The organism is Roseovarius arcticus (genome assembly GCF_006125015.1).
GTDB lineage: Bacteria > Pseudomonadota > Alphaproteobacteria > Rhodobacterales > Rhodobacteraceae > Roseovarius > Roseovarius arcticus.
Map to the genome: position 1 here is coordinate 2,213,991 of NZ_SZZN01000001.1, position 20,938 is coordinate 2,234,928.

Sequence of the window (20,938 nt, forward strand, 5' to 3'; positions counted from 1 at the left end):
TGAAAGAGCCACCAGCTGTCTGGATTTGTGTAGCATTTTAGGGAGCAGGCCGCGCAGCGCGGCCTGCCCCAAGATTCAGAAATGGGACAGGCGGCGCATTATGCGTTGACGTAGTTGCTTGGATAGAGCGCGCGGAGGGACGCTTCGTCACCGGGGGTCTTAAAGGTTTCACCCTTCCCCACCTCCTGGGCTTTTGCGACGGCCGGGCGGGCATTGATTGCATTGAACCAACGGTCAACTTCGGGGAACCGCGCAAGACCCTCGCCGCCTAGAACACGGGGCGCACGGATGGCCCAGCCCCATGCAGATATGTCAGCGATAGAATAGCTGTCACCCACGATATAGTCGCGCCCTTTCAGATGATCGTTGAGCACCTGATAATGCCGCTCTATTTCGCGCATGTAGCGATTTTTCGCGTAGGGTACATCCTCGGGTGCGACGTGGTGGAAATGGACGCACTGACCAGAGAAAGGCCCAAGGCCAGAGGCAATAAACATCAACCACGATAACAAGGCGCCACGATTTTCTGGCGCCGCGCCCAGTTGGCCGGTCTTGTCGGAGAGGTAGAGCAAGATCGCTGTGCTGTCGAACACCGCAATGCCATCGTCGTCGATTGCGGGCACCTTGCCGTTCGGATTGATCGCGCGAAACTCAGGCGTATGCTGCTCTCCCTTCGCAGTATCGACGGCCACCAATTCGAAGGGCAAATCCGTCTCAGCTAAGAACAACGCAACTTTGAGCGGATTAGGGGTTGGGTGGAAATAGAATTTCAGCATGTTTTCGGTCCTTTGAAGGTAAGAAAGAAATGGCAGGCCCCTTGGTGACCTCATCTAAGGTTTTTGTAACAAAACCCGAGGCTTAATTGTCACCGCGAATCTGGTTGTTTGACAGACTGCATCGAAGATCAAGCGATCATCTGCCGCCTCTTCGGAAAGAGATCGCGCGTTATCAAACGTTATTTGATCCGATCACAGTTCGCACATACTGGGTTGTGAATAACACCAAATTTAGAAAAGAGGTCATGATGTCACTGATAGAGTCCCCTAACAGGCGTCAAGTTTTTATATCGATCGCCCTCGCCGGACTGGTCGGAGAAATTGCATTTGAACTCTACGCATGGCTCATCTCTCCGCTGCTGTTCAATGTGGTCCTTCAACCATCCAATCTGGTTATCGCGCTGACTGCGAAATTAACAGGCATACAGATATCCCACAGCCTGGCATTTCCAATTCACTTTATTATCGGATCATTGGGATTTGGCGTCTTCGTCTACTTGATCAGGTTGTTTGTGTCCTCACAGGTTTGGATTGCCGGATTTGTCTCTGGCGTGGTTCTTTGGTTCGTCGCCCAAGGTTTATTGGCCCCTTTCATCGGGCGAAGCTTCATGATGGACTTTGGGACGTACACGCAATCGTCGTTCATCGGGCATGTCGGCATGACACTTCTGATGGCGCGCCTCCTTGAAACGTTCCTGAGGTACTCCAAAAAGAGGCCCATTCTGCAGGAAAGTTGACGAAGGCGAACACACGTCGAAGCCAGATAAGCGGGCCGATGAAACTCCGACGCTGACAGCCATATGGAATGACTACGTCGGTGCGTCATTTCGCCATGCCGTTACTCGCAGATAGGCCACGGGCCCGCTTAGACTAGGCGCGTGGGCGTTAATTCATAAGCGCCTTCACGATGAGGGAGGACGCCGTAAGCAGATATATGGCGTCGCCGTTAATTGCATAGACTTCGCCGCGTCCCGGACGGCGCAAACCGCGACGATCCCAGTCTTGGATCACCACCACGTCGCGCTGGTTAAAGCGATTTCCTACGCTGCGGCGCTGTTGCTTTGCTACAGATTTTTGCACAACCACCGTTTTAGAATTGCGCGCACGGGTGTCTTGTTTTTTCACCAACACCTTTTGAGCATCGCGGCCATGGGTAACTTTTTCTTGAATTACCACGGTTTTTACATTGCGATCACGGGAGGTATGCTGCTCTGCAAGCGCCGTCCCTGCGATGCTGGATAGTGCAAACGCAGTCGCGATAAGTATTGATATACGTGTCATGTGGTGTCCTTTGCTTTTCGAGTTAATGGTAAATGAAACTGCTGAACTCTAAGATTTGATTGCGGTGGTTGTGGTAACGCGTAGGCGCCATCATGGCGTCGCTATGCCTTGCTTAGAGGGTATTCAGGCAAAAGGTGTGTCATCGCCAATGCCACTTTGTCATCACTTGTCGCAGACGCGCTGCCTGATACAATTTGCAACAATTCAGATAGGTCGAACTGGTCGTTTCACCGTCCACGGCCAGAGCGGCGATCAATTTAAGAGGGTAGTCCTTACTTGGCGCGCTCAATCTGCACGCCGATGACCAGCAGCTAATCCGATCCAAAAGCGCGGTTGCGGAGACAGGATCGTTCAAGGCGTCATGGGAAAACGCGCTTGTAGAGCGCGCGCGCCGCCTAGACGACGCGTTCACCATGCCGCAACACGGGCGGGTAGAAATCATGCCTTGCCCGGCGCACCCGATTGGCCGACCATGCTGTTCCGCGCACCGTGACGAGGATATTACCATGACCGCTTCGCCCCTTTTGCGACAGGCACGCGCGCTGTTTACGGGGGAGCCGGATCTGGCGGTGTTCTTCGCCTACGATCCCGAGGATATAGAGACCGACGCCGATCTGCTGGCGGGCGTGCTGGCCGCCTGCATACCCGAAGGTTCGGCGCGCGATAGGCTACGCGCCATTGCGGCGCAGGTTTTCGACGACAATCAAGATGCGCGCGCAGCTGCACTGGACGACTTGACGGCGACTGCTGGACGCGACGCCGATCCGGGCGGGCGCGCCGCAACGCTGCATTTCGCGGGTGGCTATCACCTGCTGCTGTCCTACCGATTGACCCATGCGCTGTGGCACACGGGGCGCGGCACGTTGGCGCTGGCACTAAAGAGCCAATTCACCCGCGCGCTCGGGGCCGAGATTTGGCCTCAGGCGCAAATCGGCCGGGGGGTTTGGATTGATCATGGCCTCGGCGTCGTGATTGGGCAGACCGCCGTGATCGAGGATGACGTGAGCCTTTGGCACGGGGTCACTCTGGGCTCCACGCTTGCGGATCTTGGCGACAGCCGCCATCCAATCATCCGGCGCGGGGCGACAATTGGCGCCAATGCTATAATCTTGGGCGGGATTGAGATCGGCGCAGGCGCCGTCATCGGGGCGGGCGCTGTGGTAACTCGCCCCGTGCCGCCCGGCGCACTGGTGACCGGCCCCCGCGCCGAAGAGCGGAGCCGCCGGCCCGGCATGTTCGCCGGCTTTCCCACGCTGGCAATGTTGGAGGGGCGGGAATGACCCTGACACTGGATCATCCATTGGTCTGCGTGCACGATTTGAAGGCGGCATGCGCCACCTACCAATCGCTCGGCTTTGCGATGAAGCCGCCGGGAATGCACCCGTGGGGTACCTCGACCGCGTTGATTATTTTTCAGCGACAGTTGCTGGAGCTGGTGAGCATAGGCGACGCCTCTCTGCTGGATGGCTACGCAGTCGGCAATTTCCGTTTTGGCCGCCATGTTCAGGCGCATCTGGCTCAGCGCGAGGGCGTGCCGTTGACTGCGCTGTGTAGCGATGACGCAGACGGCGACGCCAAACGGCTGATCGAACGGGGCGTGCGCTGCGAGGGGCGTATCGCGTTTGGGCGCGACGTGGTGCTGGCCGATGGCACGCCGGACCGAACGGCGACGACCTTGCAGATATTCACCCGGCCAGAGCTAGACCGATTGGCAATGTTCGCCTGCCAACAGCACCGGCGCGATCTGATAGAGTTTCCTGAATGGATGGACCACCCGAACGGGGCAATGGGCTTTGCTTCGGCAACAATTCTTGCCGCCAAGCGCGATCAATCTGCGGTGCGCGATTGGCTAACGCTATTGCACGGCGGGGACGCGGTGCAAGACACCGATTGGGGTTTTGCCGTAGATACCGGGGGCGGGATGTGGCGCGTTGTCGACCGCGAGAGTGGCGCCGCGCTGTTTGGCCCCGTGTCCAAAGATTTGGCGCCAGATGGCGCGCCGTCGGTCGTGTCTTTGGACATCATCACGCGCGACATGGCGCGGGTTAAGCCGTACCTTGAGGCAGGGCAGTTCGCCCACCGCCAGATCGGTGATACATATGTTCTGACGCAGACAGGCCGCCTGGGCGGAATCCTTTTGACCTTTCGACAGGCCGGCTAAGAGAAAGGCGAGCGCATGTTCGACAACACCCATATCGAAGAGGCGGTCGCGTGGCGCCGCGACCTGCACCGCCATCCCGAGATCGCATATCAGGAAACGCGCACGTCCGATATGATCGCCCGCCTTTTGGATGGCTGGGGCTGGCAGGTCACCCGCGGTCTGGCAACGACCGGCGTGGTCGCAACGATGGGGGATGGCGACGGCCCACGCATCGGCCTTCGGGCAGATATCGACGCGCTACCGATCCACGAGGTGACGGGGCTGGATCACGCCTCGACCATACCCGGCATGATGCATGCCTGCGGGCATGACGGGCATACTTCGATGCTGCTATTGGCCGCGCGGCAGATCGCGGCCGAGGGTGTGGCGGGCGGCACTGTTACACTCATCTTTCAGCCCGCCGAGGAGTCTGAGGCTGGTGCACGCGTGATGATCGAGGACGGGCTGTTCGACCGCTTCCCGTGCGATACGGTCTACGCCATCCATAATTGGCCGGGACTGGCGCCGGGCCGTCTGGTGGCGCGGGACGACGCAATGATGGCGGCGTTCGCCGTTTTTGACATCACCATTTCCGGCAAGGGCGGCCACGGCGCCATGCCCGAACAAAGCGACGGGGTTATCGCCGCCGCCGCGCGCATTGCCGCCGCCGCGCAGGAAATTCCGGCACGCAGTCTGTCGCCGCTAACGCCGAGCGTTCTGTCGATCACGCAGATCCATTCCGGCTCGGCCTACAACATCTGTCCGGATACCGCGACGCTAGCCGGCACGGCGCGCTGGTTCGACGCCGGTGCAGGCGACATCCTAGAACGGCGTCTGAGCGAGGTTGCGAGCGGCATCGCAACAGCGCATGGCTGCAAGATGCAGATCGACTATCAGCGCCGCTATCCGGCCACGATCAACACCGCTGCCGAGGCCGCAATCGCGCGCGAAATCGGCGACGCGATGGGGCTGGATACCAGCACGGCAGACCCAAGCATGGCGTCCGAGGATTTCGCGTTTATGCTGCAAAAGGTGCCGGGCGCCTATTTGTGGCTGGGCGCCGCGCGCGAGGGCAACAATCCGGGGCTTCATGCCACCACCTTTGATTTCAACGACAAGATCCTGCCAGTCGGCGCGGAGTTCTGGGTGCGGCTTGCCCAGCGTGCGACGCGCGGCTGATGGATACACTTGACCCACGGTTTCTGCGCGAATTCCTTTGCGTCGCGCAAGAGGGGTCAATCAGGGGCGCGGCGGCGCGACTGAATGTGGCGCCCTCGGCGATCAGCCGCAAGATCACCGATATCGAGGCGCGGCTGGGTGTGCCCCTGCTAGAACGGAGCGCGCAGGGCGTGCGCCTGACCGACGCCGGGCAACTGTTACGCGAACATGCGCTGCACCAACAAGACGAGCAGGCATTTCTGCTGGATCAGCTGGGCCGCTTTGGCAAGGGCGAGGGACAGAATGTACGCATCGCTGTGGGCGAGGGCTTTACCGCCGATCTGATGCAGAACGGCTTGTCACCGCTGACTACCGCGCATCCACATCTACGATTTCGCATAGATCAGGCGGGCACTGACGCGCTGCAGGACCGGGTCGTGCTAGGCGAGGCGGATATCGGCATTGCCTATAACCCTGATTTGTCCGAGGCGATCCGGTCGCTTGCTGTAGGGCACCAGCCACTTTGCGCCATTGTACCCACCGGCTCGCCGCTGGCCGGGCGTGCATCGGTAGGGCTGGCCGAAGTTTTGCAGCAACCCGTCGGCCTGCTGGACAGGCGGCATGCGATCCGCGGGCTAGTGGGCCGCGCGGCGGGCAATCAGGGGTTAGCACTGCTTCCGCAGATTGAGACCAGTTCGATTACGCTACTGATCCGCTATGTCTGTGCCGGAATGGGCGTGACGTTCCTGCCGCGATTTTCTGTATCGATTCAGGCCGCGCGCGGCGAGTTGGCTATCATTCCGGTCGACGAGGCGTCACTACAGCAGGTCAGCGCGCATCTGATGGTGCGCGCGCGCCGCCGACTTCCGAAATCGGTAGAACTGGCGGCGCAATTTCTGGCAGACCGCATGGTCGCGTTTCAAGCCTAAGGCATACTGCGACGGCAGAGTGTTGCGATCAAGGCAACGCACCGTACCCACATTGAGCACTATTTGTGTCCACCTGTGGCTTGGATAGTCCGGTGCAATCGCACTCAAGCCATCAGGAGGGCAAAATGCCCGAGACACAGCAAATACGCGCCGGGATTATCGGCCTTGGCGCAATGGGTATCGGCATGGCGCAGACCTTGGCTGCCAAAGGGTTCGCCGTCGCAGCCTTTGATCTGTCGGAGGCGGCACTTGCCCGCGCAAAGGCTGCAGGTGCCGCGCCGCAGACCAGCGCAGCGGGCGTGTTCGACGCCGCCGACGTGATTGTGCTGTCCCTGCCCGCAGCACACCACGTAGAGGCGGTGATTGCAGATGCCACAGCAGCAGGCCATCTGGCACCGGACGCCGCACCGCGTATCGTGATTGACACATCTACATCCGAGGCTGACATCAGCCGCAAATTGGCTGCGGCGCTGGACGCCGCCGGGCACGGCTTTGTCGATGCCCCGGTCAGCGGCGGGCCATCGGGCGCTGCTGCGGGAACGCTGGCGATGATGCTGGGCGGCGATGATGCCCATATCGCCCGCGCCATGCCGGTTCTGGAGGCATTGGGACAAAAAATCATTCATGTCGGCCCAAGCGGTGCAGGCAATGTGGCGAAACTGGTGAATAACATGCTGGTCGCCAGCCATATGCTGACCACGCTAGAGGCGATCCGGCTGGCAGAGGCGTCGGGCGTTAGCGCCGAGGATGCGCTGCGCGTGATTAATTCGGCCACCGGTCGCAGCGCGATCAGCGAAATTCATTATCCCAACTGGGTGCTGCCGCGCAGCTTTGATAGCGGGTTTTCGACCGGGCTGATGCGCAAGGACGTGCGACTGGCACTCGAAATGGCCACCAAAGCCGGATGCGCCATGCCACTGGCCAACATGGTCGCCAATTTGTGGAGCGAGGAACGCTCGGGCCTGACCGATGGTGATGATTTCATGCTGATGGGCGATCCGCAGGCGGACCGTTTTAAGGGAGAAGACGAATGACCGACACATCAAACCGCGTTGCTGAGTTGCTGCAAGAGCTGCTGGGAACCCCCGATGTCCAAAGCTACGTCGCAGGCGGCTTCCTGTCCGGCGCTGGTGATGAGCTGTCGCTGACCGATCCGGCGACTGGCACCGTCTTTGCCACCTACCGTGATGCGGGGGCCGATGTGGTGGCGCAGGCGGCGGACGCCGCCGAGATCGCCCAGCGCGATTGGTGGGCAAAAACCGCGTCCGACCGGGGCCGCATCATGTTTGAGATCGGGCGCCAGATCCGCGCCCATGCCGCGCCCCTGTCCGAGCTGGAGTGTATCTCGACCGGGCGACCTATCCGCGACACGGGAGGAGAGCCGGGGCGCATGGCCGAGATGTTCGAGTATTACGCAGGCTGGTGCGACAAAATCACCGGCGACGTCATCCCTGTGCCGAGCACCCACCTGAACTACACACGCCACGAACCCATCGGCGTAGTCGCGCAGATCACACCGTGGAACGCGCCGCTGTTCACCTGCTGCTGGCAGGTCGCCCCGGCGATTTGCGCAGGCAACGGCTTGGTGTTGAAGCCGTCCGAACTGACGCCGCTTAGCAGCCTTGTCATCGGCGTGTTGTGCGAAAAAGCAGGCGTTCCGCGTGGATTGGTCAATGTGATCGCGGGCGCCGGGCCAACCAGCGGTCAAGCGATGATCGACCACCCCTCGACAGGCTTGGCAGTCTTTGTTGGGTCGGCTCAGGCGGGCAGCGCGATTGCCGCGCGGGCAGCGCTGAAGCCGATGGGGGCGGTGCTGGAACTGGGCGGAAAATCGGCCAACGTCGTGTTTGCTGATGCAGACATTGACCGCGCCGTCATCGGCGCGCAGGCCGCCATATTTGCCAGTTGCGGTCAAAGCTGTGTCGCGGGTTCGCGCCTGCTGGTGCAGAGGTCGATCCACGACGAATTGGTGGAGAAGCTTACAGCCGCCAGCGCGCGCATCCCGGTCGGAATGCCCTTAGATCAGAGCACCCAGATCGGCCCGGTTAACAATGCCGCACAATGGTCCAAGATCGACGCAATGGTCCAAGCTGCGGCCACAGGCGGTGCCCACCTCGCCACCGGCGGGGCCAAGCCCGAGGCACTGGCAGATAGCGGCGGCTATTTCTATGCACCGACGGTGCTGACAGGCGTGACCCCTAACATGGACATCGCCCGCGAAGAGGTATTCGGCCCGGTTCTGTCGGTCCTGACATTCGAGACAGAAGAAGAGGCCGTCGCGCTGGCGAACGGCACGCCATACGGCCTCGCCGGGGCGGTTTGGACGCAGGATGTGGGCCGCGCGCACCGCATGGCAGCCAAGGTTCGCGCCGGAACATTTTGGGTCAACAGCTACAAGACTATCAACGTCATGTCGCCCTTCGGGGGCTTCGGGCGGTCGGGGTATGGTCGGTCCTCGGGACGCGAGGCGCTGTCAGCATACACTCAGACCAAATCAGTCTGGGTTGAAACAGCCGAAAACCCTGCCATTGGTTTCGGCTATGCACCCGGATAGGTTGCGCATCAAGTCAGGCGCTTGCCAGTAGAGGCGCGCAGCGATTAACTAAATTAATGAGGCTCATGTGCCACGAATGGCACGAAAAAAAGGGAGGGACATAATGCAACGAACAATGGATATAGTGCTGGATTGGCGGCTGCATATCAGCGTGCTGATTATCACCATCATGAGCGAGCTGATCGGCGTGATCGCCATACCCATCGGGATCGGGTCGATCCTGCTACTGCCGCTGCTCTATGCGTTCATTCTGGGGTTGATTATCAACCCGAACGTGATCAAGGGCGCGGGCGTCTGGATCAAGGACAATGACGTCAAGGCTGCATCACCCCTGATCGTGATCGCAATCATGCCGTTTATTGCTAAGTTCGGCACTATTATCGGCCCCTCGATGGAGCAGATTATTGACGCCGGCCCTGCCCTTCTGCTGCAGGAATTGGGCAACCTCGGCACCATCATCATCGCCTTTCCCGTCGCCGTTCTGGTGCTTCGGATGGGCCGCGAATCCATCGGCGCGTGTTTCTCAGTCGCGCGCGAGCCGAATATCGCAATCATCGCCGACAAGTACGGTCTGAAAAGCCAAGAGGGTGCCGGCGTGATGGGTGTCTACGTCATTGGCACTCTGTTCGGCACGTTCATCTTTGCCATTCTGGCATCGGTCCTTGCCACCACCGGGGCCTTCTCGGTCGAAGCATTGGCGATGGCATGCGGTATCGGATCAGGTTCGATGATGGCGGCCTGCACCGGGGCGCTGGCCAGTGCAATTCCAGAGATGAAAGAGCAGATCCTGGCGCTTGCCGGTGCGTCTAACGTGCTGACCTATGCCACTGGCATTTATTTGGGCATCTTTGTCGCCCTGCCGCTGACCGAAAAGCTGTACGACCTTCTGGGCCGTAAAGATGCAGTAACGAAGGTGGGAGAGTGACTATGAACACGAGCGAAACACAAATGGACCCCACTGCCGAGCGCAAGCTGAGCCTGTCGGCTCACGCATTGGTGCTGGTTATCATCTGCGCGATCGGTCTGGTCGGGAACACCGTAGCGACGGACATTCCTATCGCCGACGGGTTTGTCGGGCTGATCGTGCTCTACGTGATCTCGATGGTCGGCCTCATCCTGACCGAAGTGGTCCCGATCAAGCTACCGTCGGTTGCGTGGATTTCGCTGATCGGCATCCTCGTGACGCTGCCTTGGACACCGGGCAGCGAATGGATTGTCGCCCATGCAAAGAACGTCAACTTCCTGACGCTGGCGACCCCTTGCCTGGCTTATGCTGGCATCGCTATCGCCCGCCAAGAGATAGAGATCGCCAAAACGTCGGGATGGAAGATCTTTATCGTTGCTGTGCTGGTGATGACCGGAACTTATGTCGGCTCGGCGTTCATTGCAGATCTGTTCCTTTAAGGCGCGTGTCTTTCGACAATAAGGGGGGCGTGCCGTTGGCGCGCCCCTTTCTGTTTGGGCCTTTGCACCCGGGTACTGGCCGCGCTGTTATTGCACCAAATGTGCATTTAGATCGGCGAGGGGATACGTAGAATTATGCTGCGGAGCTGGCTGAACAGGCCAACCATTGGGACAGATGCGCCTCGCTTTGCGGCAAATACACAACCGTACAACTTTGCTTCCAGCCTGAGAGCATGGCGCACTGCTGCCCCTCAATTCAACTTCGCAACCCCAAGTTGGCGCGTGCTGTTATCGCATCTCATCGCTCAACTTTGAAACATAGAAGCTTACCAGTTTATAGCGCCATTAACGGATGAGATTTATTCAGCCGATACTAAACAAAGGAAAGCGAATATGATTTCAAGCGTCAACACACAAAGCTTATCAATGATGCAGACGAGTGGCCGCCAAATGGCACCTCCGCCAACAAATGTAGACCAGAACGGGGAGGCCGAGCGCAAGATCGAGAGTGCTGAGGGCACTGGCAGCACACGTGGCGCTGAGGGTCGGCCGCCCCCACCTCCGCCGCCACCGTCCGGGGGCAGTTCAGCGGGACCGAAAGGTGGCGGTCAAATGGGCGGCGCAGATCCTGCGTCCCTGATCGAAAGCCTCTTTGAAACAATCGAGACGTCAGACGAAGAGACCGATGAGAATAGCCTCATCGAGACGCTGACGTTGATTGCGACAGAGGGATATGGGACGACCCAATCCCTGTTCAATCCATAGCGTCCGCTTACCTGTTGATTTGATGCTGCTGCAGTTTCCCGGATCAACTACCTGTCCTTCGGGCAGCGCTTACGCTGCTTGAAGGACTGCAGAACGGCAAAATTGACCGCATCTGACAACTGAGTGGATGTCCACTTCCCCCATTTTCAATGTGGCTAATTTTGCAATATCCAGACAATGCTCAGCAAGATTAGTGACGCGCACCATTTTTTGCCGCGCTGCTGTTTCTACTCATTCCAGCAGACCACTCATGCGAACCTCATCACCGCTTGTCTCAACTTTCACCTTAATGGCTTCAGGGAGCCCTGCGGCCAAGCGTGACGATTCCAACTCTGTGCAGGCTTCTGGCGCGCTGTGACAAAGTAAGAACTTATGCCCCGTCAGCTGTTGCATACGAAAGGTAAGCGCCATGTCATCAAAGATGTCTGCCGCCATGGCACTATCCAGCGTCATCACATCGCCGTAGACCATAACGGGGCGCGACGCTGCTGGGTCTGCCGTCCTTAATGTGTCACCCAAAGTGCGGGTTTCTGCCTGCCACGGACGATAGACCGTGTACTGGTTAAATGTCTGCAACAGATAGCACAGCACCACTAACAGCGTAAGGTTGCGCATAACGCGCCCGCCCAGACCGGGTGTCTGGCTAAGAAGGGCGGTGGCACGCACCACAATCACGGCATACAGCACCCAGGCAAAAATGAACGTCCGCGGTGGCACGAGAACGCCGAGCTTGAGCACTTGCAGCACGATCAGTGCCATTCCCGCCCACAGACCTGCGTGCAGATAAAGCGCCTCGCGCGGGGCGCGCTTGATCATCACCAGCGTGGCCACGAGCAGCAGGCCAGTATGGAAAAATGCAGCGGGCGCGAAATTATAGCTTGCTGCCATCAGCAGCGTTTTGAACGTCTCAACCAATTTGGGCAGGTTTGCGATCATGCCTTTGATATCGGTAGCAGCCGTCGCTTGGCGCCAGTTGTCCAGCGGCACGCCGAACACGCCATGAACCTGCCAATTGAGCGTGTAAGTCAGCAGCACAGCGGCGGCAAAGCTGAACACAAAGAGCGTCATCAGGCCAAACAAATCCCGCAGCGAGCGATGCTCCGTGCGCATCAGACACACGGCAAGCAGTATCAAAGGATAGGTGGTATAGGCCCAGAAACTGACAACCACGAACGCAGGCAACAGCGCGCGGTGGGTGCGCTGAGACACCCGGCAGCCGAGCACCGCGTAAAGTGTAACAACAGCCAAGCCGGGGATCAGCGTGTTGAACCAAAGCGAAATCAGCGTTGCGGGCAATGAGACCAACATAAACAGCGCCAACACCGTGGTGAACCACGGACGCTCATAGCGGCGGCCCATCGCGGCCACGGCGAGAGCGACGGACAGGACGGCCCAAAGCGTCTGGTAGATTGCAAAGTTCAACCACGCGGGTGTTACGAACTCGCGCAGATGCCAGATATAACTGAGCCAGCGGCCTTCGTGCAAAGTCTTGGGCCAGAACCAATGCGCCTCGGCAAAAAGGGCCGGATAATCATCGTAGCGGATGAAGGGGTCGATGAGGTTGGGCAGGGAGATGGCGCAGACCGCCATTAGCGTGATCGCGACCACCTTCCAGAGCGGTTGCGCGGCATTACAAGCGGTCGCCTGAATCCCCCGCTCCGGGTTCTGATGTTCTGCAAACCCTGCGGCGAACGTCATGCGGCACCAATTTTTTTCCCTGCACGCGCAGCGATAATATGGGCGCGGGTTTGTGCGATACGGGTCACTGTGGCACGCGGCAGGTTTGACACCACAGAGCGGCGCAATTTCCACAGCGCATTACCGCCATTTTTGACACGTGAGCCAGTGGGAATTTCATGTGTGGTGATGGCGTGTGGCAGGCCCTTGCGGCCCGCCTCATTCACGTACAACACCGCGTTAAAGCGGTACCAAGGTTCGATCTCGCGGTTACTGGACAGATGCGGGCGGATGCAGTCGTAGGCGGTATAACCGCGCGCGGCGAACAGATCCTGCCAGAACGAAAGGGGCTGTTCGTTAATGTGAAATTCGCCCCCTTGGCCTGTGACAGCGGCGGAAAAAAGCACCCGGTCAGACGCACGCGTGAGGCTGGCGACAAGCGTATCAGACGCTGACGCAGGCAGGTGTTCACCGACCTCAAGGCTTTGTGCCAGATCAAAGCGGCGGTCCGTAAATACCGGTGCCGTCAGATCGGCGGCCATAAAATTCCCGCGTGGCACGGCAAGTTGATCGCGGTTCACATAATCGCCGTCGACGGCCAACACGTCACTCACACCAGTCATGCGCCATTCATCCAGCCACACACCGCGTCCGGAGCCCAGATCAAGCACAGAAGCAGGTTTCAGTAATGGCCCGAGCAGCCCCAGCAAATGCTGCGCAGAGCGGCGCGCACCTTGGTCGATGTAGTCAAAAAACGTATCGGAATAGATATGTGTCATGTGAAATATGCTTCTAGGTTGCGGGGTTTGAAAAGACCCACAGGGTCATGATAATGAAGTTCTGAACTGGCAGGATTAACGTCACCGCGATCGCAGCGATCCAGGGTTCCAGCAGATAGTGCGGCGCGACAACCCCGGTGATCAGTGCCGATGTGGCAAAGCCGCCTGCGATCATCATGCCAAAGCGCAGCATCTGGCGGGGATCATTCAACTGGCGGTGAAACGTGAACCGCGCCTGTGCAGCGTATTGCACTGCCACGGCAATTGCGAACGCCAGCGCATTTCCAGCCCCCTGCCCCAGACCTGCGCGAAGGAATATGAGATAGAGCGCCACATAAAGAGCCGCAATTCCCACGCCCACCAGCGCAAAGCGCGATATGCGGCTCATCCACAGCACGCCGCTTAGACTACCTTGCGCAGCGGTAGCATCTCAGCGCTGCGGGTATCTTCGGACACAAAGTAGAGCGGCCGGTTCTTGGCCTCGACATAAAGGCGTCCGATGTATTCGCCCAGAATGCCCAGCGTCAGCAATTGCACACCCGAGAATAGGCTGATCACCAGCACGACGGACGCCCAGCCTGGCGCAGTCTGATAGACGATCAGTGAATGGACCACGTAGATCATCATCAGCGCGGAAAAGCCCAGACTGGCAAATGACATGCGCGTTGCAAACTTCAGCGGCTTAGTGGAAAACGCGGTCATCGCGTCAACGGCAAATCGCATCATCTTGCGCAGGGGGTATTTGGTATCGCCCAACGTGCGCGGCGCGCGGGCATATTCGATCCCAATCTGTCGAAAGCCGGCCCAGGCGAACATGCCGCGCACAAATCGCGCGCGCTCGGGCATCGACAGGACGGCATCCAGCGTCTTACGGCTGACCAGACGAAAATCACCAGTATCGCGAGGAATGTCGATGTCAGACATCGCGTTAAGCGCGCGGTAGAATACCCAAGCGGTTGCGCGCTTGAACACTGTCTCGCCCTGCCGTTCGCTACGCCGTCCGTAGACTACGTCATAGCCCCGGTCCATCATTCCCATCATATCGCCCAACAATTCCGGCGGGTCCTGCAAATCGGCGTCGAGCATAAAGATACGCTCGCCCTGTGCAGCCTCGAGGCCGGCCGTCAGTGCGATTTGATGGCCACGGTTGGCCGACAATCTGATGCCGCGCAGATGCGAGCAGGTCGCGCGCGCCTTCTCGATTGCCGCCCACGTCGCGTCCGTTGAGCCATCATCGACCAATAAAATTTCTGCACGATCACCATAGGGTGCGACCACCTGCACCAGCCGATCCACCAGATGCGGAATCGAGGCTTCTTCGTTCATGCACGGCACAACCACGGAGATCAGCATAAAGGCCACCTTGCTATTCATTCACGTTCGCGTCGGTCTGAAGTTTTAACGATACAATGTGTCCGCATTGTGGGAACCATTAGGCGCTTTCGGGAAACACACGGTTTCCAAAGGGCAAACTGCGATTCAAGGAATAAGCTATAATATGGAATGCTCTGTCAAAGAGGGTCTGTTGCATTAATCCGCTAATGACGTACCGAAATGTGAGGGATCTGAGGGCGGAGCGTGGCGTCGAAGTGGATGCGTCCACGACGCTACCGCCCGCATCCGCGTCGCAGCCAATGTCTGTTTTCCAAATTGGGAGAACGATCTCTACTTCACATTCCAGATGGTCAAAAGAAGACTGGCAAATAAGAACAAAACATGAACAATAGTGAAGGTGCATGGAAAGCGATTCTTCATATGGGCGAGTTATACGCTTGCCAAAGCGAACGGTGCCTCCGGCGCCGCAGGTGAACTTGAGGCCTGCGCCACCGTCTTTGACGGACATGCTTATCACGCGGCCTGCCGACTCATCTGCTACAGGTTTTTTGCTGTCATCGCTCCCAGAGACTGGGGGGCCAATCCTTTGGTTGCAAGACCATGCTTCGCGCCGGGAAAACGGGTATCTTTATACGCCCAGCCTGACAGCCTTTGGGATCACCCATCCGATTTTGCAAGTCCATGTCAGCCAAGCGCGCGATGTGCTTTGGGCGATGGAAGAGGGCGCGGCCTGTGCAGGCCTATCTGCGGTCGTGGGCGAAATTTATGGCGCGCCTGCGGTTCTGGATTTTACGGCCACCAAACGCTTGGCTATGCGGGCCGAGGCGTCCGGCGTGCCGCTGTTTCTTCTACGCAGCGGCGATCCTGGCGTCCTAAGTGCAGCGCGGGCACGTTGGCGGGTCTCGTCGTTGCCGTCCAAGTTACACCCGCACGACAACAGGTCCCCTGGCGCGCCAAAATGGGACGTGGATTTATTCCGCACCCGTGGGCGCACACCGGGCAGATGGGTGGCGCAATATGACCCGGGCATTGCACGAGCCGCAGATCGTCTCAGTCTGGTTTCCCGCGTTGACGCTGGAACGTTGGACGCGGGTGATCAGCCAATACCGGAGCGTTCCGAACGATGATGTGCCCGTTGTTTTGTCGCGCGACGGAACCCATGGACCGGTAGTGCACTGCATCAACACGGCTGCCCAACGCCGCGGTATCACGGTTGGCGCGCGTGTCGTGGATGTGCAGGCGATCCATCCTGACCTGCATATAGAATCTGCGGATCTGAACGGCGACCACGCATTGCTGCAACGGCTTGTCCATTGGGCACGACGCTGGTGCCCATGGACAGCGCAGGACGGATCAGACGGGCTTTTTTTGGATATCACTGGGGCTGCGCATCTTTTTGGCGGTGAGGCCCGCATGTTGCGCGATATTGTCCAGCGGTTCGCGATGCAGGGTCTCACGGCGCAGGTCGCACTTGCCCCGACGCGCGGAGCGGCACAGGCATTGGCGCGATATGGCCCACAGCACACAATCTGTGACCATGCGGCCTTGGCGGCGCAATTGGCGGCTCTACCCGTTCAGGCATTGCGCGTTGACGCGGATACAAATCGCTTGCTGACACGGCTTGGCCTGAAAACCATTGGCGCCCTTGGCGATGTCCCGCGTGTTGCGTTGATGCGCCGTTTTGCAAATATGCCGCTGAATCGCAATCCGCTTATCTTACTGGATCGGGCCTTGGGCACTGTGCCTGATCCCTTGAATGCCCCACCTGATCATGTGCGTTTCATGGCCCGCGCGCGTCTGCCGGAACCTGTGATTGATCCGATTCCGCATCTAAAAAGCTTGGTAGATGATCTGTGCGTCAAACTTGCAAAGGCCGAACAGGGTTCGCGGCAACTGCATTTGACGATTTTTCGCATTGATAGCGAATATAGGTCGGTTTCATTGACGCTTGCCAAGGCCAGCCGTGACCCTGCCCATATTTTGCGCCTGTTTGACGGTAAACTGGACAGCATAGACCCCGGATTTGGTTTCGATCTCTTGACGCTTGAAGCAACACGCGTGGAGCCGGTTGTTTTGATCCAAGAGCGGCTTGATGGCACACGCGACGCACAGGCGGATGTTGCGGGCCTGTTGGACCGGCTGAGCGCACGATTAGGACAAGACAAGATAACGTGGTCCACCTGGACCGAAACACACAAGCCCGAGCGGGTTGAAGGGCGCGCGCCTGCCCTGAATGGCGCGCCGTGCGAAACTCTTGTTCTGACCCCCGACCGCCCCATCCGCATGTTGAAACCTGCCGAAGAAGTGCGCGTGATTTACGCGGTGCCCGAAGGCCCGCCTTCGCAGTTTCGCTGGCGGCGCGTGGTATATAAAACAGTGCGTCATGCAGGGCCGGAACGAATTGCGCCGGAATGGTGGCTTGACCGCCCCGGCACGCGGTTGCGCGATTATTACAAGATTGAGGTGGAAGATGGCCGCCGGTTCTGGCTGTACCGTGAAGGGCTGTTGAATGACGGGCGCGGCGATGATCCGCGTTGGTTTGTTCATGGGTTCTTTGCCTGATGCCGCAGCAAGAGGGACATAAGCGCCGCACACTGGAGAACGGCACTGGGTTTCAATGGCATTCTCCCAGTGCTTACGTGGAATTCGGGATGGCCAGCTGTTTCTCGTTTCTGAGGGCGGCGTCCGATGCTGTCGATTTGACCGCGACGGCCAATGACCTTGGCTATGACCGCATTGGCGTTGCTGATCGCAATACTCTGGCAGGGGTTGTGCGCATTCATACCGAAGCGAAAAAAGCCTGCGTGCATCCTTTGATTGGGGCGCGTCTGGTCCTGCTATGTGGCACGGAAATTCTGGCCTATCCACAAGATCGTGACGGATACGCACGCTTGTCGACCTTGTTGTCCAAAGGCAAAATGCAAACGATCAGTGGCGATTGGCAAGACAAAGGAGAGACCCATCTGACACTTGAAATGCTTTCGGCGTCTGCAAAAGGGCTGCATCTAATCGTGATGCCCCCCGAAAACCTTGATCTGTTCGCGGCCGGTATGCCGCGCCTGATCCAAGCCTTACCGGAGATGCGATATATCGGGGCGACGTTCCTGTATCGCGGTGATGATCGAGCGCGCATCAATCGGCTGGATGCCTTGGCACATAAACATAACCTGTCGATTTTCGCGACCAATGATGTGCTGTATCACACGCCCAGTCGCCGTCCGTTGCAGGATGTCATGGTCGCGATCCGTGAAGGTGTCATCGTTCCCAAAGCGGGTTTTCTGCTCGAGGCGAACGCCGAACGGCACCTGAAATCCCCCGCTGAAATGTGCCGCCTGTTTGCAGACTGGCCGCACGCCATCGTCGCCACGCGTGATCTGGCGGACCGGATTGTGTTCAAATTGACCGACCTGAAATACGAATACCCGCACGAGATCATACCCGACGGCACAACGGCCCAAGCCGAACTTGAACGCCTGACATGGGCGGGGGCCGCTACGCGATACCCGGGGGGCGTGCCGCGCCATGTCGTGAAAACGATCCAGAAGGAATTTAAGCTCATCACATCAAAGGATATCGCGCGTTACTTCCTGACGATCCATGACATCGTACGCTTTGCCCGAGAAGAAGCCGAACCACCGATCCTGTGTCAGGGTCGCGGGTCCGCAGCCAATTCCGCCGTCTGTTTCTGCCTTGGCATCACCTCTGTCGACCCTAATGAGACGAGTGTTTTGTTTGAGAGGTTCCTGAGCGAAGAACGTGAAGAGCCGCCCGATATCGACGTCGATTTTGAACACGAGCGGCGCGAAGAGGTTATCCAGTATATGTATCGCAAATACGGTCGCCACCGTGCGGGCCTCTGCGCGACCGTCATCCATTACCGTCCGAGATCGGCAATCCGCGAGGTGGGCAAGGCGATGGGGCTGTCCGAAGATGTGACCTCAAAACTTGCAGGCACCATCTGGGGCAGCTTTGAAGGGCAAATGGATGATAGCCGGGCCAAAGAAGCGGGGTTGGATTTATCTGATCCGTATCTCCGCCTGGTCCTGACACTTGCCAGGCAGATGATCGGGATGCCGCGCCATTTATCCCAACACGTGGGTGGTTTTATTCTGACCGAACGCCCCCTGACCCAAATTGTGCCAATTGGTAATGGCGCGATGCCAGAACGAAGTTTCATCGAATGGGACAAGGATGACATCGACGCCCTGCAAATCTTCAAGGTCGATATTCTGGCCTTGGGGATGTTGACCTGCATCGCCAAATGCTTTGACTTGATTGATGCGCATTACGACCGACGGCTGGAACTGGCGAATGTGCCTGTCGAGGATAGTATGCCCGACGATCAACGCCCGACCTATGATATGCTCTGTAAGGGCGACAGTCTGGGTGTGTTTCAGGTGGAAAGCCGCGCCCAAATGGCGATGCTGCCCAAACTGCGTCCGCGCAGATTCTATGACTTGGTGATAGAGGTCGCTATCGTGCGCCCCGGCCCGATTCAAGGCGATATGGTGCATCCATATTTGCGGCGGCGTCAGGGGCATGAACAGGTGGAATATCCCCGCCCTGGCCCCCAGCATCCCCAAGACGAGCTTGAAAGTATCCTGAGCCGTACCCTCGGTGTTCCGATTTTTCAGGAACAGGCCATGAAGATCGCAATGGATGCGGCCAAATTCACACCGGCGCAATCCAACGAATTGCGCAAAGCCATGGCCACGTTCCGATCGCGCGGCACCATCGAAAATCTGCAGGCTGAAATGGTCGGCAATATGATAGAGCGCGGTTATGATCCGGTGTTCGCACAGCGCTGTTTCGACCAGATTAAAGGCTTTGGCGAATACGGGTTCCCAGAAAGCCACGCCGCCAGTTTCGCCAAGCTGGTCTATGTTTCAAGCTGGATGAAATGCCATTATCCGGCGGCGTTTGCCTGTGCCCTGCTCAATTCCCAGCCGATGGGATTTTATGCGCCCGCCCAGATCGTGCGCGATGCCCGCGATCATGAGGTCGAGGTTCGCAGCGTTGATGTGAATTATTCCGATTGGAATTGCACGTTGGAACCCTGCGGCGGCGGATTTGCCCTGCGGTTGGGGCTGCGATTGGTGGATGGCTTGCAAGAAACCGCAGCACTGCGCGTGATGGAAAACCGCAGCGCGCCTTATGCAGATGTCGGCGCGCTCAAGTCCCGCGCGGCTTTGGACGTAAAGGCAATCCGCAATCTGGCAGCGGCGGATACCATGCGCAGTATGGGGATCGACCGGCGGCAGGCACTTTGGCAATCGCAAGCCCTGAAAGACGCGCCTGCTTTGCCAATTTTCGAACACGCACAGGCAGCGGCACACGGCGAAGAGCCAAAAGTGACTTTACCCAAAATGCCCAAAGCCGAACATGTCGTTGCCGATTATCAAACCTTGCGTCTATCCCTCAAAGCGCATCCGCTGTCGTTTTATCGCACAAGTTTGCGAGCGCAGGGGTATCGCGCAACATCGGAACTGCCACAGATGCGGCACGGGCAGATTGTGTCCCTCGCGGGACTGGTGTTGGTGCGTCAAAAACCGGGGAGCGCGAAAGGGGTCTGTTTCATCACGCTTGAGGATGAATCCGGCGTTGCGAACCTCGTGATCTGGCCCAAAATGTTCAAAGCGTATAGGGCCACAATCATGTCGGCACGCCTGATGGTTGTGCATGGGCAAGTGCAGACCGATGGGCGTGTGATCCATGTCGTTGCCAATGATCTTCAAGACCGCAGCGACAGGCTTTCGGGTCTGTCGGATGCTGCAATGCCAGCCATTACCACACGCGGTGATCATCCGACGCATCCGATTCCCGGTCAGGTCGGGATCAGAGGCCATCCGCGCAACGTCAGGGTCATTCCCAAATCACGGGATTTTCATTGAAATGTCTCTCTTATAATACTGATAGTGCTGGTTTTTAATGCAGCTGATCCAGTGACATCTGCCATTGGCAATTTGTACTTACTGTCAAATTTGTCTGCGCTACAATTCTTCGCTTTGTAGAAAAATAAAGAAACGAATACTCCGAAAGATCTGAAATAAAGGGCTAGAAATGTCGGTGTAAATCCGTAAGTCCGTTCCCTGCAGAGATGAGACCCCTACCTGTCCAATCCGGCACCACTATTCGATATT

19 protein-coding genes are annotated in these 20,938 nt (G+C 58.3%); 13 read left to right on the forward strand and 6 right to left on the reverse strand.

What is annotated here, in order from left to right; genetic code table 11:
* Positions 1-98 precede the first annotated feature (98 nt).
* Positions 99-776 (reverse strand): glutathione S-transferase family protein, encoded by a 678-nt coding sequence (locus MK6180000_RS10520; protein ID WP_138934695.1) that lies wholly within the window; start codon positions 774-776, stop codon positions 99-101.
* A gap of 248 nt (positions 777-1,024) precedes the next feature.
* On the opposite strand from MK6180000_RS10520, the gene MK6180000_RS10525 reads away from it, so the two are divergent.
* Positions 1,025-1,513, forward strand: coding sequence for a hypothetical protein (locus MK6180000_RS10525; protein ID WP_171054716.1), 489 nt, complete (start codon positions 1,025-1,027; stop codon positions 1,511-1,513).
* 148 nt (positions 1,514-1,661) lie between these two features.
* Here MK6180000_RS10525 and MK6180000_RS10530 read toward each other — a convergent pair whose 3' ends face one another.
* A complete protein-coding gene (locus tag MK6180000_RS10530; protein ID WP_138934696.1) occupies positions 1,662-2,057 on the reverse strand; it encodes a hypothetical protein in 396 nt (131 codons plus the stop codon).
* A 506-nt stretch (positions 2,058-2,563) separates the two neighbouring features.
* On the opposite strand from MK6180000_RS10530, the gene MK6180000_RS20870 reads away from it, so the two are divergent.
* From MK6180000_RS20870 to MK6180000_RS20320, 9 genes are all read left to right on the forward strand, one after another.
* Positions 2,564-3,337, forward strand: coding sequence for a serine O-acetyltransferase (locus MK6180000_RS20870; RefSeq protein ID WP_138934697.1), 774 nt, complete (start codon positions 2,564-2,566; stop codon positions 3,335-3,337).
* On the forward strand, positions 3,334-4,218 hold the full coding sequence (locus tag MK6180000_RS10540) for a VOC family protein (protein WP_138934698.1): 885 nt from the start codon (positions 3,334-3,336) through the stop codon (positions 4,216-4,218). Before MK6180000_RS20870 ends, MK6180000_RS10540 begins: the two co-directional genes overlap by 4 nt.
* Positions 4,219-4,233: 15 nt before the next feature.
* Positions 4,234-5,376 (forward strand): amidohydrolase, encoded by a 1,143-nt coding sequence (locus MK6180000_RS10545; protein WP_138934699.1) that lies wholly within the window; start codon positions 4,234-4,236, stop codon positions 5,374-5,376.
* On the forward strand, positions 5,376-6,284 hold the full coding sequence (locus tag MK6180000_RS10550) for a LysR family transcriptional regulator (RefSeq protein WP_138934700.1): 909 nt from the start codon (positions 5,376-5,378) through the stop codon (positions 6,282-6,284). Before MK6180000_RS10545 ends, MK6180000_RS10550 begins: the two co-directional genes overlap by 1 nt.
* A 92-nt stretch (positions 6,285-6,376) precedes the next feature.
* A complete protein-coding gene (locus tag MK6180000_RS10555) occupies positions 6,377-7,318 on the forward strand; it encodes an NAD(P)-dependent oxidoreductase (protein WP_281284628.1) in 942 nt (313 codons plus the stop codon).
* Entirely contained in the window at positions 7,315-8,838 is a 1,524-nt protein-coding gene (locus MK6180000_RS10560) for an aldehyde dehydrogenase family protein (RefSeq protein ID WP_138934702.1), read from the forward strand. Before MK6180000_RS10555 ends, MK6180000_RS10560 begins: the two co-directional genes overlap by 4 nt.
* A gap of 103 nt (positions 8,839-8,941) precedes the next feature.
* Positions 8,942-9,763, forward strand: coding sequence for a DUF3100 domain-containing protein (locus MK6180000_RS10565; protein ID WP_138934703.1), 822 nt, complete (start codon positions 8,942-8,944; stop codon positions 9,761-9,763).
* Positions 9,764-9,765: 2 nt separating this feature from the next.
* Positions 9,766-10,242 (forward strand): hypothetical protein, encoded by a 477-nt coding sequence (locus tag MK6180000_RS10570; RefSeq protein WP_138934704.1) that lies wholly within the window; start codon positions 9,766-9,768, stop codon positions 10,240-10,242.
* A gap of 612 nt (positions 10,243-10,854) precedes the next feature.
* Positions 10,855-11,007, forward strand: a complete 153-nt coding sequence (locus tag MK6180000_RS20320) for a hypothetical protein (protein ID WP_171054595.1) — start codon at positions 10,855-10,857, stop codon at positions 11,005-11,007.
* 231 nt (positions 11,008-11,238) lie between these two features.
* Here the strand turns inward: MK6180000_RS20320 and MK6180000_RS10575 are convergent, their stop codons facing one another.
* The 4 genes from MK6180000_RS10575 to MK6180000_RS10590 are packed head-to-tail and all read right to left on the reverse strand — an operon-like array spanning position 11,239 to position 14,816.
* Positions 11,239-12,705 (reverse strand): hypothetical protein, encoded by a 1,467-nt coding sequence (locus MK6180000_RS10575; RefSeq protein WP_138934705.1) that lies wholly within the window; start codon positions 12,703-12,705, stop codon positions 11,239-11,241.
* A complete protein-coding gene (locus tag MK6180000_RS10580) occupies positions 12,702-13,463 on the reverse strand; it encodes a class I SAM-dependent methyltransferase (RefSeq protein ID WP_138934706.1) in 762 nt (253 codons plus the stop codon). The genes MK6180000_RS10575 and MK6180000_RS10580 overlap by 4 nt, the downstream gene beginning before the upstream one ends.
* Before the next feature lie 13 nt (positions 13,464-13,476).
* A complete protein-coding gene (locus MK6180000_RS10585; RefSeq protein WP_138934707.1) occupies positions 13,477-13,851 on the reverse strand; it encodes a GtrA family protein in 375 nt (124 codons plus the stop codon).
* Between the two features lie 14 nt (positions 13,852-13,865).
* Entirely contained in the window at positions 13,866-14,816 is a 951-nt protein-coding gene (locus MK6180000_RS10590) for a glycosyltransferase family 2 protein (protein WP_138934708.1), read from the reverse strand.
* Positions 14,817-15,388: 572 nt separating this feature from the next.
* Here MK6180000_RS10590 and MK6180000_RS10595 point away from each other — a divergent pair.
* From MK6180000_RS10595 to MK6180000_RS10605, 3 genes are read left to right on the forward strand one after another with little or no spacing between them, the layout of a single operon-like run.
* Positions 15,389-15,925: an ImuA family protein gene (locus MK6180000_RS10595; protein ID WP_246040488.1), complete on the forward strand. Its 537-nt coding sequence runs from the start codon at positions 15,389-15,391 to the stop codon at positions 15,923-15,925.
* The gene (locus MK6180000_RS10600) at positions 15,816-17,360 is read left to right on the forward strand and encodes a Y-family DNA polymerase (RefSeq protein ID WP_171054596.1); all 1,545 of its coding nucleotides are present in this window, start codon (positions 15,816-15,818) and stop codon (positions 17,358-17,360) included. Before MK6180000_RS10595 ends, MK6180000_RS10600 begins: the two co-directional genes overlap by 110 nt.
* Positions 17,360-20,689 (forward strand): error-prone DNA polymerase, encoded by a 3,330-nt coding sequence (locus MK6180000_RS10605; RefSeq protein WP_138934710.1) that lies wholly within the window; start codon positions 17,360-17,362, stop codon positions 20,687-20,689. Before MK6180000_RS10600 ends, MK6180000_RS10605 begins: the two co-directional genes overlap by 1 nt.
* Positions 20,690-20,938: the final 249 nt, after the last annotated feature.